Origin of the sequence: Endozoicomonas sp. YOMI1, from assembly GCF_024606345.1 — a bacterium.
Taxonomy (GTDB): Bacteria; Pseudomonadota; Gammaproteobacteria; order Pseudomonadales; family Endozoicomonadaceae; genus Endozoicomonas.
Genome location: NZ_JAHHPM010000117.1, coordinates 1 through 16,026 on the forward strand (window position 1 = coordinate 1; position 16,026 = coordinate 16,026).

Below are 16,026 nucleotides of genomic sequence, written 5' to 3' on the forward strand. Positions count from 1 at the left end.
ATAGCTGAACAGGGCTATTGATGCTTGAATAATGGATTTAGCGAATGGTTACACGATATGGAATATCGGTAATAAAAGCAGCATGTTCAGGCCGCGATTGCTGGTTTGCATTGCAAGTCCTTTTTAGTTGAGGTGAGGGAACTCAGGCGTAGCACCAGTGATTAGTACGTTAACACCATTAAAAATGCGCAATATTCTATCGGGATTTACAACGTTGAACAAAGTGATAATTTTTATGATGCTGTTTTGATGAGAGCTGGCAATGTATTTGGCGCATCTGCATTTGACCAGAGTCCCTTCAGCCTGGTTTTACGATTCAATGGGCAGCCTGGTAAAACTGTGCTATTTTTCCAGCCACATAATAACAACAATGGAGTAGTATCAATGCTGATCTGGTTAAGGAGAGGCTTTTTTCTCCTTGTATCAATATCCCTGCTGACCATTCTCACGGTCTTTGTTCTTCTTCGCCAAAGTCTCCCCGTGCTGGAAGGTGAAGTGAAGGCTCCCTTCCTGAATGCTTCGGTTACGATTGAGCGGGATGCTCAGGGTATTCCCCTGATATCCGGCAGTGATCGTACAGATGTTGCCTTTGCTACCGGGTATCTCCATGCCCAGGAACGATTTTTTCAGATGGATTTGAACCGGCGCAACTCTGCGGGCGAACTGTCTGAACTGGTGGGTGAACTAACGCTGGATCATGATAAACGCCAGAGAAAACATCGGTTCCGCAAGGTCGCTCAGCAGGCGGTTGAGATTATGACCGTTGAGCATCTGGCACTTCTGAAGGCCTATACCGATGGCGTTAATCATGGCCTGAAAGATCTTGGACAGAAGCCTTTTGAATATCTGTTGCTGGGTGTGGAGCCTGAGCCCTGGAAAAATGAAGACTCTTTTCTGTCGATCTTCAGCATGTATATGGATCTCAATGATGATGAAGTGAAACTGGATAACCTGAAAGGCTTCCTCAGTCGTGTAACCGTACCTGCTGTTATCGATTTTCTTTCGCCACTGAAAACCCGCTGGGATTCACCAATGCAGCCTGGTGAATTACCAGATGTGCCAACCCCGGGGGCGGAGCTGGTTGACCTGCGCAGCAAAGAGGCAGAACTCTATGCCAATCTGGGTGGAACTACTCTGGAAGACAGTCTTATCGGCAGTAACAACTGGGCAGTATCCGGGGAGTTAACGGACCATGGTGGGGCCATCATTCAGGATGATATGCATTTGAGCCATCGGGTGCCCACCATCTGGTATCGAGCGTCCTTGAGTTACCCACACCCGGACCAGCCAGAGGATAGGGTCAGTATTACCGGAGTCACATTACCGGGTACGCCGTTTATTGTGGTTGGCAGCAATACACACATCGCCTGGGGCTTTACCAATACCGGTGGTGACTGGGTTGATCTGGTGGAGCTGGATATCGATGATGGCCAGTACATGACCAATGATGGCCCGAAACCCCTTGAGCACTGGACTGAAACCATCAATATCAAAGATCAGGAACCGGTTGTCGTTGAATATTCAGGCACCCATTGGGGGCCGGTGGTTGATTCGGCCTACGACAATACGCAGTATGCCCTGCGCTGGACTGCCCATCGTCCGGAGGCAACCAATGCTAATCTGTTGAACCTGGAAGTGACCCGCAATGTAGAACAGGGAATGGCCATTGCCAACCGCAGTGGAATTCCACCCCAGAACTTTACGGTGGGTGACCGTGAAGGCAATATCGGCTGGACCGTTGCCGGACAGATTCCAAACCGTTCAGGTATCGATTCCACTTACCCACTGCCCTGGCAGCAGGCTGATGATAACTGGGATGGCTGGCTCCCTGAGGTGCATTATCCCCGCGTATTTAACCCTGTGGATCAGAGAGTATGGACTGCCAATGCCCGTATCGTGAGCGGAGAAGACTACGACAAGATGGGCAATGGGGGGTATGCCCTCGGACCCAGGCAGATACAGATCCGTGATGCGTTGATGGCACTTGAGCGTGCTGATGAACAGGCTTTGCTGGAGATTGCACTGGATCATCGTGCTCTTTATATGAATAACTGGCGGCGGCTGGTTCTGGATACACTCACCGACGACATTATGGCAGGTAACCTTTCCCGGCAGACGTTTTATCGTTATGTGAAAAACTGGTCTGGAAAGGCTGCGACCGACGAAGTTGGTTACCGTTTGGTCCGTGAGTATAAAGATGCTCTTAAACTCAAGATCATGTCGTCACTGGGGCGCTACTTTCTGTCCCTTTCTCCAGAAGCCAAAGAGGATGTAGAAGATGGCTTTATGCAGAAGTTAAACCATGAAAGTGAGATGATATGGCGTCTTCTGGCAGAGCGACCACTACATTGGCTGAGTCCTCAGTACGAAAATTGGGATGAGTTGCTGATCGAAACCGTGGATCAAGTAATAAGCGATCTTGGAGGCATAGATCAGCTGGCCAGTGCCACCTGGGGGCAGAGAAATACCGCTGATATCCGTCACCCATTGAGTGGTGCCATTCCCGTCTTTGGCAAACTGCTGGAGATGCCCGCCGTGCCTCTCTCTGGCGATGTCTGGATGCCCAGGGCTCAGCGTGCCGATCAAGGGGTGTCTGAACGGATGGTGGTTTCTCCCGGGCGTGAAGATGAAGCAATATTTCATATGCCGGGTGGTCAGAGTGGTCACCCTCTCTCTCCTTTCTTTAGCGCAGGTTATATGGACTGGGTGGAAGGGAAAGCCAGTCCCTTTTTACCGGGAGATGCAAAATATACCCTGACTTTGACGCCTTAAATCTCCGGGTTAAGCTTGTCCTGATAACGATCTTTCCAATGAAGTGAAAGACCCATCAGGACAAAGCTGGCGATTGCTGGCCACAGCCCGGGTGATAATAGCCAGCCATTGTTGCATAACCATTCCAGCAACATGGGAGTGGCTCCTCCAAAAATACAGAATGCCAGGTTATGGCAGAAAGCCACTGCAGTATAACGTGCCCCGGCAGGAAACAGCTTAACCATTGAGGATTCATAGGCCCCGTTGATCATGCCCTGCGCGATTAATAAGGGAAGCAGGGCCATCACTGGGTTGATAATACCGTTCAGTAGAAAGAAGGTCGAAGCAGGCACTGTGGCAATGATCATGATAGAGCCATATCGGATCAGGGGGAGTCTGCCGACACGATCTGACAATATGGCAAAAATAAAACTCAGAGTGGCCAGGATGGTGAAGAACACGAAGCTTCCCATAAACCGGGATGTTGGTTGATGAAGGTACTGTTGTTGAAATCTGGGCATGAACAACAGTACAGATGTTGTTACTGCTGGCGCTGCAGCAAGGCTCACACCCCTTAGCATTTGGCTTCTGTAGTCTTTCATCAGGGAGGTAACGGGAAGGGTTTTACGTTTGGCATGACCAGGGGATTCAAAGACCGGGGTTTCTGCCAGAGAATACCTCAGCCAGAGGCTGATCAGGCCAATCACTGCCCCTAAGACAAAAGGGATGCGCCATGCCCATGTATTAACAGCCTGTTCCCCAAACCAGCTATGAATGAACCAGACTGCGCCACTGGCCAGTATATTGCTGAACGTCAGGCTACTGACAATCAGGCCGGTTACCCGTCCTCTGCTGTTTTTCCTTGAATACCCGGATGCAAAGACAGCGAAACCAGGCACTTCGCCAACGAAAGAAACTCCCTGAATAAGCCGACAGCAAAGCAGCAGTAACGGCGCTATGTTGCCAATGATGTCATGCCCGGGAATTAGAGCAATGCCAAGAGTACTCAGTGACATTAGCACCGTCGAGTGTATGTAATAAGGTTTGCGCCCGGGTTGATCACCTCCGTGGCTGTAGATAAGCCCAACGATAAATCGGGCAAGGTAACCGGCAAAAAAGACCATGAACACCGGCATGATATTTCCTATACCGAATGGGGTTGGGAAAAAGTTCAGTGAAATGGCATTTGCCAGAAAAATCAGCAGGGTGAAGTTATAAAACTCCAGCGTCACACAGAAACTGGTCACCACTGTTAGGCGCAGTGTTAAATTCATAGAACAACCTGTGTTGTTTTATTCCATGAAGTTAAGCAAAGACTGGCTGGGAAAAAAGTCCTGCCAGTTTTGAAATTAGATGGGTTGTCTGCTTTGTCAATTTTGCTGAGGGAAAAACAAAGAGTGGGTGAACTCAGCAATATTATCGTAGGTTTTTAGTAACGGTTGCGCTGAACAGAGAATATTACGGTGAAACCGCCACTGTGTGGCGGTGTTGTTTTTATCAGTTGCTGGCGATCACCTGTTCCCGAGGTGCGTAGGTTTTCTGAACATACTCTTCGATCAGATTTTTATAGTCTTCAGCGATATTCTCGCCTTTCAATGTGGTGAATTTCTCACCATCGATAAATACCGGGGCAGAAGGTGCCTCACCAGTACCGGGCAGACTGATACCGATATTGGCATGCTTGCTTTCCCCTGGACCATTAACCACACAGCCCATAACAGCAACTTTCATATTCTCCACACCGACATACTGGTGGCGCCAGTTCACCATTTTACTGCGCAGGAAGCCATCCACTTCATCGGTCAGTACCCGGAAGAACGTGCTGGTGGTACGACCACAGCCAGGACAGGCAGTCACTTCCGGAGCAAAACTGCGAACGTTCAGGGCCTGAAGGATCTGCTGGGATACAATCACCTCTTTATCGCGGGAGGCACCAGGCTCTGGCGTCAGGGAAGTCCGGATAGTGTTACCAATACCCTGCTGCAGAAGAATACCCATGGCGACACTGGATGCCACGATACCCTTGCTGCCCATACCGGCCTCGGTCAAGCCAAGGTGCAGCGCGTATTCACAACGATCGGCCAGCATCTGGTAGACGCTGATCAGATCCTGTACCCGGGAGACCTTACAGGAGATGATGATTTTGTTGGCTCCAAGGCCACGCTTAACCGCAGCATCGGCACTGGTCAGGGAAGACAGGACCAACGCTTCGTGGAGTATTTCCTGGGAAGGTCTTGGGTTAGCGGAGCGGGCATTTTCATCCATCAGCTGGGTAGAGAGCTCTTTATCCAGGCTGCCCCAGTTAACGCCGATGCGCACCGGTTTATCGTATTTAATGGCAACGTCAATCATTGCATTAAAGCGGTCATCCTTCTTATTACCAAAGCCTACATTGCCTGGGTTGATCCGGTATTTATGCAGCAGTCTTGCTGTTTCATCATATTTCGTCAGCAACAGGTGGCCGTTGTAATGGAAGTCCCCGACAATAGGAACATTGCAGTTGTGTTTGGCCAGCCCTTCATAGATTGCCGGAATAGCGGCCGCGGCTTCCTCAGTATTCACCGTTACGCGAACGATTTCAGAGCCTGCTTCAGCCAGCAGGCGGATCTGGTCAATGGTTTTCTGGACATCGGCGGTATCTGTGTCCGTCATTGACTGAACCACGATGGGAGCATCACCGCCAATGGTGACGTGTCCAACCTGAACAGCATGGGTTTTGTGACGCCTGTCCATAAACGTTGTTCTCCAAGTAATAAGAATTCGAACCAATCAGTTTATCAGAACCTGATGATGTTTCCTGAGTGAAAAAACCGAAGAGTTCTATCATGGTTTTCCATGGTCTCTCAGGGCAATGACCTTGGACTCCTGCAGATTAAGACTGAGGGAGGCCATCTCCTGAGATGAGAGCATACGTGCAGGCTGGTTTTCCAGCAGACTGTAAATCACACGATAAGCCATGACATTCTGGACGTATTTACGAGTCTCATCATAGGGAATGGTCTCAATCCATATGTCCAGTGGCAGATGCCCTCTCTGCTTCAGCCAGCGTTTAACCGGAGTACTCCCGGCATTATAAGCCGCTGTTGCCAGAATTCGACTGTTTTCAAACCGTTTGGACAACCAGGCCAGATGAGTAGTTCCAAGGGCGATGTTAATTTCTGGTTTAAAGAGTTCTGACTGCTTTCGGTACGGTATTCTGGCCTGTTTAGCCGCCTGTTTCGCGGTTGTCGGCATCAACTGCATTAACCCCATGGCACCAGCACTGGAGCGCGCCATGGGGTGGAAGGCACTTTCCTGACGGGCAATTGCCAGAACCCATGGATAATCCAGCTCACGTTTTTTTGCCTGGGCACTGAAAATCTCGGCGTCCGGTGACGGGAAGCGGAGGCTAAGGTCGTCCCAGAGCGTTGCCCGGGCTGCTGCCATAATAGCCTGATGATGCCATTCCCATTGATGGGCGAGATAGGGAATTAATTGTTTCTGGGTTTTATCCAGACTTGGGGTTATCCGGTTAAGCTCCATCTGGGCGTTATAAAAGCGCTTATGGTGAAGCCACTCACGAATACGCTTGAAGCCCGGGTAATATTGCTTGAGCTTCTGCAGGTCCTGCTGGCGAACGGCTTTCTGCTGGTGGTTAAGTTGAAAGGGTTGTCCTTTCAGGTCTGCCACCAGAAAAGCGTAAAAGTTCCGCTCCTGGCCCAGCGCATTCAGCGTCGGCGTTTTCAGCAGAGAGGGTTTACTCGGAAGAGGCATCCCGACCAGCTGATAACTTGCCTCCTGAAACTTGAGGAGAGCGACTTCGTTCCAATAGCGCCAGCGGCTGCCGTTTCTGATAGCCACTGGCAGATGTTCTAACAGTATCAGGACTCTTTCCCAGTCCTGATCAGCCAGTGCCAGTCTGATTCGCCACTCAGTGACCTTTTGATAATGGAAATCGGGATCAATACTGGCAATAATTTCTTCGGCGTTGTCAACAAAGTTCTTGGCAGCTTTCATCGCAATCCGCTGGTCGACAACGGATCGCTGCTCCGGGGAAAAAGGATGGTTGTTGCGCATTGGCAACCAGGTACTGACGGCAAGGTCCAGGTTTTTGGAAATCAGTTTCTTGATGCCATGAAGCATAATGATCCGCTGATGTTCCAGGTCACCATTAAAGCGGGCGGTATGAAGCAGTTCGGGATGTTTGTTGACTTCCCAGAACAGCTCTGTTGATACCTTGAAAGAAGTATCTTTAATTGACTTATTCAGGTAGCGGGCAAGGGACAGGTTGTTTTGCTCTGCAGCCATCCAGAAGCGGGCAATAATCAGGCTTTGAGTGAGTTCTCCAGAGGCTTTCCAGCTTTCGAATAAAGGATCGCAGGCCTTGTGTTGTGACTTTCCTTTCAGCCAGAGGCTTTTTGCCTCCAACCATGCTTGTTCTGTATGTCCCAATGTTTGCAGGGCTATGCCTTTCAGGCACTGATAGCGGCCACCATCATCCTGCTGATAGGCAGCAAGATAGGATTTCCAGCGCTGGTTACTGGCCAGATACCGCAGCCATTTGTAATGGAGCTGGTTGGTTTGAGGTAAATCGGGGTATTTGCTGGCAAATTGGTCAATATCGCTCTGGTTGATGCGATCGAGATTGTTTGCGAGGCTAAGGTACTCAAGGTAGGGAGCCAGAGGGTAATCACTGAGCTCGGATCGATAACTCTCATAAAGTTGATGATCACCTGTCTTCAGTGCTTTTTCGACATGCTTGAAAAGCCTCTGCTGCCGTTCTGACTCGTTAGCCAGGCTGTATTGCGGGAGCAGAAGTGATGCGGCCAATGAAAAAAAGAGTAAGCAATGAGATAATTTGTTCAACATAACAAAAGCTTTAATCTCTATGATCCGTGTTAGTGACTGCGTAAAACGTCCTGTCTTACTTTTGGTGTGATAAAAGCGTTGCCAATTAGCCGTGAGTAGCTCACCCTGCGAAAGCATTGATGGACGTTTGGTGAGCGTCTCATGGCAACTCTTTATATATTGTTATATTTTGTCAGCTTACAACAGTCAATCGGCAGATTGATAACAGTGTGTAGAGTCGGAACTTGCAAAACATGGCTGCGCCTGCGCGTAAAGTAGAGCTTTCCTGCGGCGGGCGGGGGGTGCGTTCGTCGCCAAAGGAGCCTGCAAAAAACAGGCTCTTAGTGAATTTCGTGGAGCTTACCCGACTGCGGTTTCCCTGAATTTTTATCCTCAATTTTCTGCTGTCCTCGCTACGGGGTCGCCTAGACGGGGTCGCCTAGACGGGGTCGCCTTCTCAAACCCTGAAACTGTTGTTGGCCTTCTTTAATAATCTCAACAAGTTCATCCACTGAATGACCGTCAAAGGAATTAGCATCCGGAATTATTGCTGGCGACATTCCTTCGGCCATCAGTAGTCCATTGACTAACAGGCAACCTATAGTTCTTGCATTACCATCTTGAAATGGATGAGTTACCTGAATATTTCGACACACTTCAGCTATTGTGGTTATAATTTTACGCTGGATTACTTCTTCAGAGTTACAGGTAGTTTTGATAATAAAAATTTGTTTATTGAATTTATCACAATATGTTTTAATGTTTTCTCTATTTGCAGGTATGTTGTGATAAACACTTCCTATGTTTATACTTTCTCCACTTTGGTAGTAATCAAGCTGAACAGGATTAACCTCTCCATCGATTTCAGTGTAAGTCTCATCAATCAAAGGCATATAGTTGAAAATCTCAATCCCTTTTTTGTCTTTCGCTAGCTCTGTTATTTCCCTGAAACCTTTCTTAGTACAGTTTGAATCCCCAGTGTTGTTGAAAAAAAGACTTACTGAGCAGAAGTCAACACAGTTACTATTGGGCAGTGGTTGTCCATTTTTATCAGAAACACCCTGAATACATAGATCATGGATCTTTGTAATTTTTTCTAAATCTAAAGCACCATCTGAAAGAATACTTTTCATTTCCAGAAAAGCGGATAACATGGCTTTCGTGTAACCAGGTTCATCTTCATACGCAAAAAAAACATGTTCAGACTGCCAATCTTTTCTATCAATAAATAATCTATAAAGCTCTCTGACAGGGAAGCCTGAAGTTAATTCATTTGAATCAAATTGAGATTGAAGGGCTAATGCTATTTCATTAACTGCCCGTAAATAGCCAGGCTCAAGTCCATCAGGGCCATTTATTATTCTCTTAACTACTCTTGCATCCAAATTTATTTTGGATAGGTCTGTTTCATCCTTCTTTGAAAGCATCTGATTGATGAAGGGATTATGACCATTAGCAATATTTTGAGAAGTTGATGGTATTGATAATGATTTTGAAAAAATGGATCTTTTCACAAATTTACCGGGTTTAGTCATCTCATTTGAGGCTGTAATGCTTACTATATAACTTAAATCAGTTGGATATATCATAATTCCTTTCCTTTCCTTTCCTTTCCTGGCTGAATTTTTAAGCTGACTTTTCAATACCACAAAAACCGGCAGTTGATGTTATTTGATATACTATTTGAGTCCAATTCCGGGAAAAAGTTCCATCTGCGAAAATTTCCTGCCTGTCACTCCAAAACGTAGTGAGGGCTTTTGGGAACCAAAACAAAACGCTCTTCGATAGGTTGGAAAAGTAGTTAACCTAATGAAATCATATTTTCTGACTAAATGATCAGTCACTCTCGGCAACTGCTCCTGCGTTGCGCCTTGCATAGTAACTGTCCACTTAGCCAGAAATCTACGATTGCATTTGGCCTACTACTTAAGGACGTCGATGGTTTGTATCGGTTTTTCTGGTGAGGGATGGTATTATCTTTAGCGACTTTTCTCGTCGGTCAGTCTATTCCCGGACAGCCTCATAGGGTTAGCCGTTTGATTTCATGGGGAAGTAATGATTCGTTTGTGTTCTATTGATGAGCTGCAGGATCCCGGTAGCAAAGGCTTTCGTAATGAGCGTGGACATGTCTTTGCAATTCGCAAAGGCGATCAGGTGTACGTTTACGAAAATAGTTGCCCGCATTTTGGGATTAACCTTGAGTGGCAGCCGGATCAGTTTCTGGATTCTGAAAAACGGCTGATTCAGTGCGCTACCCACGGTGCCCGGTTTCTGATTGAAACGGGGGAGTGTATTGCCGGGCCATGTCCGGGGGACAGACTGACCGCCCTGGAGTGCGAAGTCATTGAGGGTGTTGTCTACCTGAAATAATACCCACTGAATATATCATCTATGCTACTTGTGCCCAGTGAGTATTGTGCTGTTGATATGAACTACACATTGCGTTGTAGCGCCTCGCAATAGCCGAAGGTATAACTGGATGGATAATCCCACGCCCCCTGAATTGAAGATCGGCAGCTACTGCTTCCAACTATACCAGGTTTTACGCCAAGTCTTGTACGAACGGTCATCTATTGTGTGCTCTAACGTCATTTCTTTAATTTCAGCCTTATGAAGATAGGGTTGGCATTTCGGCATGCTCATTTCACCTTTCTTCATAAATTCCGCAAAACAATCTGCTTCCTTAAAAATCTCAAATTCTTGTGTGAAATCAGCCCAGGGTTGCAGGTTACTGTATGTAAGAACGCAAACGTTCGTTGCCAGTGTCGCCATTGTTCTGGCGGATACGTTTCTGCCTTCCCGGATGCATTGCACCAGACTTAAGCTGGTTCCTAGGATACTAGAAAGAGCCATGACAGTCCGGGTTTGCCACTTGGTCAGAATGGAAGAGTCAGCTACACCAGTACTGAGACTGACGGCAGCTGTCAAACCAACCCCCGCCAAACCTGTTGCCATATTGCCAATATTCATGAGTTCTCCAATTTTGGTTAATAACTCCTGATTTGACGATCAAGAATAGTAAAAGTTCCTTAACCCAAATGCTTTATGCATTAATCAATGGTAGCTTCACTTTTGCCCTGGAGCTGTTGGCCGAGTCTCGTTGGCGAGTCATAATGTTTGCTTTGGAAGGTCTCTCAATACCCGAAGGTACAGCTGTCTGGGTAATACCGAAACCACTGAATTGAAGCTCGGCAGCTACTCCTTCCAAATATGCCAGGTTATCTGCGACATCTTATACAAATGGGGCTCTACATGTTCCTTAACCCACTTTTTTTATGCATCAATGCTCCTGATCAATTATCTATCAACATCTCTGTGTCAAACTGATGGAAAATGATTAGAAGGGATGGACTATGAAATTAGATCACAACCTGCTGGTTTCTGATGTCATGCGCAACAGTGTTGCCGGACAGATCGAAGCACTCAAGTCACTGGAAGCCAGGATCAATGGTAGCTTCACTGCTGCCCTGGAGCTATTGGCCGAGTGTCGTGGACGCGCGATCATGTTTGGTATGAAGCAGTCTGGTCTGGTGGGGCAGAAAATCGCTGCAACGCTTTATGCCACAGGCCTGTCCACGCACATACTGAATGCCGCTGAAACCTGGGAAGACAATCTGAGTATGATTGGTCCCGGTGACGTTATTGTCATGCTGTCGTACAGTGGCAGGACGGAGGAGCTGCTACGGCTTTATCCGGCAATCCGGCAAATGGGTAACAAAGTGATTGCCATTACCGGTGATCCGGCGGGGCCGGTTGCTGAGCAGGCGGATATCGTGCTGGATGCCAGTGTGGTTGAGAGTCGTGAAGACCGGGAGCAGGCCCCCACGACCTATACCACGGTTCTGCTGGCTATTGGTGACTTGTTGGCTGAAACCCTGATTCGCCGACGCTTGTTCAGTTCCCCCGAAGCGCAGCAAAGTGACCAGAAAATGGTCTGGGTCCGTGATGTGGTCCGCCGTGGTGATCTGGCCGTGGTAACCCCTGATTGTAGTCTCACGCAGGTCATGCAGACCATGACCTGCCATCGAACCAACCTGTGTCTGGTTATGGAAGGCGATTTGCTGTGTGGCATTATTACTGATGGTGACCTGCGCCGAAATCTGGCGGGTGTTGAGAGTCTTAAGGGTATCAATGCAAGAAATATTATGAATGGTTCACCGGTCTGTGTTCAGGAAAATATCAGTGCTGAAGAGGCCCGGCTGTTACTGAAAGAGCAGGGCGTTCATACGCTGGTGGTGAAAGATCGTGACCAGAATGTGGTGGGCCTGCTGAATGGATAAAATTGACCGAAACATACTGCGGGAGTTGCAGGAGGATACGACTCCCTCGTTGGCTGAGCTGGCTGAGAAAGTCAGTTTGTCACCAACGCCCTGCTGGAAGCGCATTAAGCGTCTGGAAGCTGAAGGATATATCACCAGGCGTGTCGCCCTGGTCAATCCTGACAAGGTTGGGTTAGGGGTTTCTGTTTTTGTTCATATTAAAACCCGTCATCACAACAGCGAATGGCTGGCGTCTTTTGGCAAGGTGGTGGCCAGCTATCCGGAAATTGCTGAGTGCTATCGAATGAGTGGTGAATACGACTATTTGCTCAGGATTGTCGTGAAAGATATTCAGTCATTTGATCGTTTCTATAAGGAGCTGGTCAACACGGTGGATGGGCTGACCGATGTAACCTCGAGCTTTGCCATGGAACAGATGAAGTACACGACAGCACTTCCTTTGTGAAAGGGAGCAATACTTCTCCCATCATTACAATCTTCGCAGGGATCAGAATCGACAGGCGTTCACAGATACGAGTTTACCAATCTCTAAGACGGCATCGTCATAATGCAGGTTTGAATCATAAGTCATGTTATCCAGTTGAACACGGTAATAACCGTTACTCTGCTTAAAGAGACGGCAGTGTGGCTGTTTCAAATCACTGGCTACCTTGACTCTCAGGTTGTAATAGCCTTGACCGAAAAGTTCAACGAAGCTGATGAATTTGTTATCCCCGGGCTTGAGCTGGATGGTATACGTGGAATAAGCCACGGCATCTTCATAGCTGGGGGGTAAGTCATTATTTAAAGTAAGCGCAGAAGGTTCAAAAGCCTTAACTGGCAGGACAACAATAAACAGTATCAGGGCGAATAGTCTGAAAAGTAATCGGGTGAGTTTCATGGAATCAGTCCTTTTAAAATATTCAAATATCATAATTGTATTTCACTAATATAAGATAAGACTGATAAATTGGATAAAAGTTCCATTATTGAGAGTTGAAGAGAATTTATGCAGGGACAAAATGGTTTTTCGAATCGGAGAGATTCTTAACGTTATCAAATCTCCATCATCAGAAAATATGATTTCATTTGGTTAACTACTTACTCCTTGGCCCTGTTATGAAGAGCCAAGTCAGGATTTTTTAACGGCTGTGCCTATAGTCATCAAAATGTACAGGCATTCACCGATACGAGTTTGCCAATCAGTAAAGTGGCATCATCATAACTGAGATTGGACTGATAAATTGTGTTGTCCAGTAAGACCCGATAATTATCATCATAGTCATGCTGCCTTAACAGGCGGCAATGAGGGATTCGTTCAGCTATATCGTTATGGAAAAGCGGGTAACGCCTGGTTGGCCTGGCTCTATTATTTACCCTGGTAGCAGCAACTTTGATTCTTATTGACGTATAACCCTCGCTGGAAAGACGAAAGATTTCATTCATGCTGATTTCTTTGTCATCACCCGGTTTCAAGTGAATTGTAAAGGTCGTTGCCTCTTCATAGCTTGGCGGCATATCCAGATATTGGGCAGCGATTGATAATTGTGCAATTGAAAATAGTAATATAAATGTCAGCAAACGTTTCATGGGTATCAGACCATTCATTAAATGAGATTGAGTTAGCGGCCATCACCACAGCTGGAAATAGCATCCTGTGTCACCTTTCCAGTTCAATTGACTTTTTATGCTGCAGCAAGAACGCCGTTAGAAAAGTAGACCATTTGGGGAGGATTTGTTTATTTGTTTCGGTTGAAAGGTTTCACAAGTTGATGGTTAGTATTACTTTCGGGCTTGTCAGGGCAGCGGGACAAGGGAAGAGCTATATTAAGTCATTTTTGTTGATCGGGTGTAGCCGTGGATTCTTCACTGCCTGTAAATGCCTTGACCAGGCGATCGATGGATGGGGGTGGCAAGCGACCTCCTGATTCTCCAGTTCATACATCTATTAGAGCTATCGCTGCCAGCGGGCATTTATCCAGTTGTGCTCATGAGTCGTCAAAAAAAGACATTGATCAAACCCTGCTGGGTAAGAGGAAGGTTGATACTGCGGACTGTAGCCTGTCTGAAAAGCTAGTCACCATTCCTGTTATCCGGGTGGGGCTTGCAGAGGCTCCTGGCCAGGGAGATCATACTGCTGCATTCAGTATCATCGAAGGACTGGCTCGCCTTGGCTTTAAAGGCAGGGTTGAGCTGGTTCTCAAAGTTAATGGTGAGGATGAATGGGGGCGGATGAAGGATAAGCTCCGATTATTCATGCCAGAATTTAACCCCGGGAATGATGGGGTACAGACTCTGCATTATTCTGGCCTGGTGTGTGAGTGTATTCCTTTTAAACAGTTGGCGGATCATTGCAGTATTAACCACAGATCTTTGGAGCAACCCCTTGGTTTTTGGGCCATGAACGGTAATCGCTCATGGTTGCTGTCGAAAGTGGCGATTGTTATCCCGCCCTTCAAATGGAACAATACGACGCCCAGAATTGAACGATGCAATGGCATGCATCAGAATCTGGATCTTCCAGCACTGGCCAACTATCAGACCGCTTATTTACCTCATAAACCGGATATCCAGGAGCTAATGAAGGGCGACTCAAGAGCCGCCAGCCTGATAAAAGTCTTGAGAGATACTGAAGCCGGTAGAATTCATCTGCTTCCACTTTATGGTATTCACCATCAGGCCCTGGAGCCTGCCCATGACGTGATTATCAGAAGACTGCTTTCAGGGGCGGTTAAAAGCCATACTTCAGCATTCGAGAAAACGGTTGTTTTGATATTGAGTCCACTGGAAAGCCTTGAACGGCTTCAGGCGTTACAAACGTCGTTGAAGGTGCCATTCTATGATTTGCAGAACAGGGAATGGGATAATTCTGTTCATGAACCTGTCGAGCTTCTGTATTGTGGCCCGGTACCCAAACCATTATTTGAATGGATCAGCTGTGTTGATCGCCCCCTGATTCAGGAAGGGGCGAACAGCGCTACTTTTATGAATCTGCTGGGCAAGGCTTATCTTCCTTTGCGGCCTGATGGCGATACCCCGCTGCCTGAGCTGCCTGATTCACCTCCAGCCAGACAGCAGTCTGCCTCTGCCATGCACAATCCTGTTGCCAATGCTGAGCGATCGAGAATTGAACAGCTTGGCAGAAGCCTCGCCGATGATTTGCAGGCATACAACTACTATTCTGTGGCTCTGGACTTGTGTAAAAAGCTAAGGCCATTGTTATCCCCGACAGCAACTCAGGATTTGGTGTCCAGGTTTGCAGGAATGGTTGGGACGAATCATTTTGAGGAAGCACACTTTCGTCCATGCCTCCTGGAATCGATCACTTATAGCAGTGGGGTGTTGAGCGAAGAACAGCAGGAATGGCTGGCATGGCTTTCTCTGGCCAATAGCCTGTTACCTGAGGCGATTCCTGAAGCCCTCAAGGTAAAACTCATTGAGGGTGGCAAAAGGTTACGAAGAAACCGGGTGAATTTAGATAAACTTATCGCTTATCGTACTTCAGGATTAAATATGCCCAATCTGAGATTGCAACTTCCCTCCCTGTCTTTCAGGCGTTTTGAAGTCTTCAGGGCAACTACTGTAGAGTGTCCTATGAGTAGGGAAGATGCTGGACGTGATATAGATGTGAATGAGTTGGTTGGTGATATTTGTGATAATTTTTCATTCCTGGTTCCCGCGCTATTTCAGATCCTTAGAGAGGAATTTACTGATAATGCCCTAATGGCACCATTTCTCAGGGACGGGGAAGGTCAACAAAGTCTGCTGGATAAAATTATTGAGCAATTGTTTTATGGGAATGTGGCTCATGATACAGAGATAAGATCCTTGCTTGAGCCAAAGGCAAGCAATAATGATGATGACCTGGCGCTGTTTTTGCGCGGCGGGTTTGGAGGGGCTTTCTTCAAACAGGTGCGTGAACTGATGATGGAAACCAAAAATAATGCAATTTACTGTGGCTTATCCAAGTTAACTATAAAAGACTGGGATCAGATATTGCCCGGAGATATTTCTAAAAGGTCAGTGAGTTCTGTTCAACTCTCCTGACCTTTAACTCCATCGGAGAGTGTCTGAAACCTACTGTTGTATTCCTTATTCAAACGATCATGGAGTTTTGAACAATGACTCATAACAGTATTGCCTTGTTTGTCTTTGATATGCATTAGCTTAAAACATGTTTCAAGACCAA

Annotated in this window: 12 protein-coding genes; 5 read left to right on the top strand and 7 right to left on the bottom strand. The window is 47.1% G+C overall.

Features of this window, described 5'->3' with window-relative positions; translation table 11 throughout:
• The first annotated feature begins 384 nt into the window (after positions 1-384).
• Positions 385-2,772 carry a penicillin acylase family protein gene (locus KDK15_RS04355; RefSeq protein WP_257294141.1) on the top strand — a complete coding sequence of 796 codons (2,388 nt, stop codon included), beginning with the start codon at positions 385-387 and terminating at the stop codon, positions 2,770-2,772.
• Here the strand turns inward: KDK15_RS04355 and KDK15_RS04360 are convergent.
• From KDK15_RS04360 to KDK15_RS04375, 4 genes are all read right to left on the bottom strand, one after another.
• A complete protein-coding gene (locus tag KDK15_RS04360; RefSeq protein ID WP_257294142.1) occupies positions 2,769-4,025 on the bottom strand; it encodes an MFS transporter in 1,257 nt (418 codons plus the stop codon). The genes KDK15_RS04355 and KDK15_RS04360 overlap by 4 nt on opposite strands.
• Positions 4,026-4,248: 223 nt before the next feature.
• On the bottom strand, positions 4,249-5,484 hold the full coding sequence (ispG, locus tag KDK15_RS04365; protein ID WP_257294143.1) for a flavodoxin-dependent (E)-4-hydroxy-3-methylbut-2-enyl-diphosphate synthase: 1,236 nt from the start codon (positions 5,482-5,484) through the stop codon (positions 4,249-4,251).
• Positions 5,485-5,574: 90 nt separating this feature from the next.
• Positions 5,575-7,599, bottom strand: coding sequence for a transglycosylase SLT domain-containing protein (locus KDK15_RS04370; protein ID WP_257294144.1), 2,025 nt, complete (start codon positions 7,597-7,599; stop codon positions 5,575-5,577).
• A 404-nt stretch (positions 7,600-8,003) separates the two neighbouring features.
• Positions 8,004-9,167 (bottom strand): hypothetical protein, encoded by a 1,164-nt coding sequence (locus KDK15_RS04375; RefSeq protein WP_257294145.1) that lies wholly within the window; start codon positions 9,165-9,167, stop codon positions 8,004-8,006.
• Between the two features lie 466 nt (positions 9,168-9,633).
• On the opposite strand from KDK15_RS04375, the gene KDK15_RS04380 reads away from it, so the two are divergent.
• Positions 9,634-9,948, top strand: coding sequence for a Rieske (2Fe-2S) protein (locus tag KDK15_RS04380; protein ID WP_257294146.1), 315 nt, complete (start codon positions 9,634-9,636; stop codon positions 9,946-9,948).
• A gap of 147 nt (positions 9,949-10,095) precedes the next feature.
• Here the strand turns inward: KDK15_RS04380 and KDK15_RS04385 are convergent, their stop codons facing one another.
• Complete coding sequence (locus KDK15_RS04385; protein ID WP_257294147.1) at positions 10,096-10,548, bottom strand: hypothetical protein; 453 nt, start codon at positions 10,546-10,548, stop codon at positions 10,096-10,098.
• Positions 10,549-10,931: 383 nt separating this feature from the next.
• Here KDK15_RS04385 and KDK15_RS04390 point away from each other — a divergent pair, with 383 nt between their 5' ends.
• A complete protein-coding gene (locus tag KDK15_RS04390; protein ID WP_257294148.1) occupies positions 10,932-11,858 on the top strand; it encodes an SIS domain-containing protein in 927 nt (308 codons plus the stop codon).
• A complete protein-coding gene (locus tag KDK15_RS04395) occupies positions 11,851-12,303 on the top strand; it encodes an Lrp/AsnC family transcriptional regulator (protein WP_257294149.1) in 453 nt (150 codons plus the stop codon). Before KDK15_RS04390 ends, KDK15_RS04395 begins: the two co-directional genes overlap by 8 nt.
• A gap of 42 nt (positions 12,304-12,345) precedes the next feature.
• Here the strand turns inward: KDK15_RS04395 and KDK15_RS04400 are convergent, their stop codons facing one another.
• Positions 12,346-12,738, bottom strand: a complete 393-nt coding sequence (locus KDK15_RS04400) for a hypothetical protein (RefSeq protein ID WP_257294150.1) — start codon at positions 12,736-12,738, stop codon at positions 12,346-12,348.
• A gap of 263 nt (positions 12,739-13,001) precedes the next feature.
• On the bottom strand, positions 13,002-13,427 hold the full coding sequence (locus KDK15_RS04405) for a hypothetical protein (RefSeq protein WP_257294151.1): 426 nt from the start codon (positions 13,425-13,427) through the stop codon (positions 13,002-13,004).
• Positions 13,428-13,694: 267 nt separating this feature from the next.
• Between KDK15_RS04405 and KDK15_RS04410 the strand changes: the two genes are divergently transcribed.
• The gene (locus tag KDK15_RS04410; protein WP_257294152.1) at positions 13,695-15,884 is read left to right on the top strand and encodes a hypothetical protein; all 2,190 of its coding nucleotides are present in this window, start codon (positions 13,695-13,697) and stop codon (positions 15,882-15,884) included.
• Positions 15,885-16,026 lie beyond the last annotated feature (142 nt).

What these genes read in the sequence shown, in the direction of transcription:
- KDK15_RS04355 (WP_257294141.1), top strand. Translation starts at nt 385, where the DNA reads ATGCTGATCTGGTTAAGGAGAGGCTTTTTTCTCCTTGTATCAATATCC.
- KDK15_RS04360 (WP_257294142.1), bottom strand. Translation starts at nt 4,025, where the DNA reads ATGAATTTAACACTGCGCCTAACAGTGGTGACCAGTTTCTGTGTGACG.
- ispG (WP_257294143.1), bottom strand. Translation starts at nt 5,484, where the DNA reads ATGGACAGGCGTCACAAAACCCATGCTGTTCAGGTTGGACACGTCACC.
- KDK15_RS04370 (WP_257294144.1), bottom strand. Translation starts at nt 7,599, where the DNA reads ATGTTGAACAAATTATCTCATTGCTTACTCTTTTTTTCATTGGCCGCA.
- KDK15_RS04375 (WP_257294145.1), bottom strand. Translation starts at nt 9,167, where the DNA reads ATGATATATCCAACTGATTTAAGTTATATAGTAAGCATTACAGCCTCA.
- KDK15_RS04380 (WP_257294146.1), top strand. Translation starts at nt 9,634, where the DNA reads ATGATTCGTTTGTGTTCTATTGATGAGCTGCAGGATCCCGGTAGCAAA.
- KDK15_RS04385 (WP_257294147.1), bottom strand. Translation starts at nt 10,548, where the DNA reads ATGAATATTGGCAATATGGCAACAGGTTTGGCGGGGGTTGGTTTGACA.
- KDK15_RS04390 (WP_257294148.1), top strand. Translation starts at nt 10,932, where the DNA reads ATGAAATTAGATCACAACCTGCTGGTTTCTGATGTCATGCGCAACAGT.
- KDK15_RS04395 (WP_257294149.1), top strand. Translation starts at nt 11,851, where the DNA reads ATGGATAAAATTGACCGAAACATACTGCGGGAGTTGCAGGAGGATACG.
- KDK15_RS04400 (WP_257294150.1), bottom strand. Translation starts at nt 12,738, where the DNA reads ATGAAACTCACCCGATTACTTTTCAGACTATTCGCCCTGATACTGTTT.
- KDK15_RS04405 (WP_257294151.1), bottom strand. Translation starts at nt 13,427, where the DNA reads ATGAAACGTTTGCTGACATTTATATTACTATTTTCAATTGCACAATTA.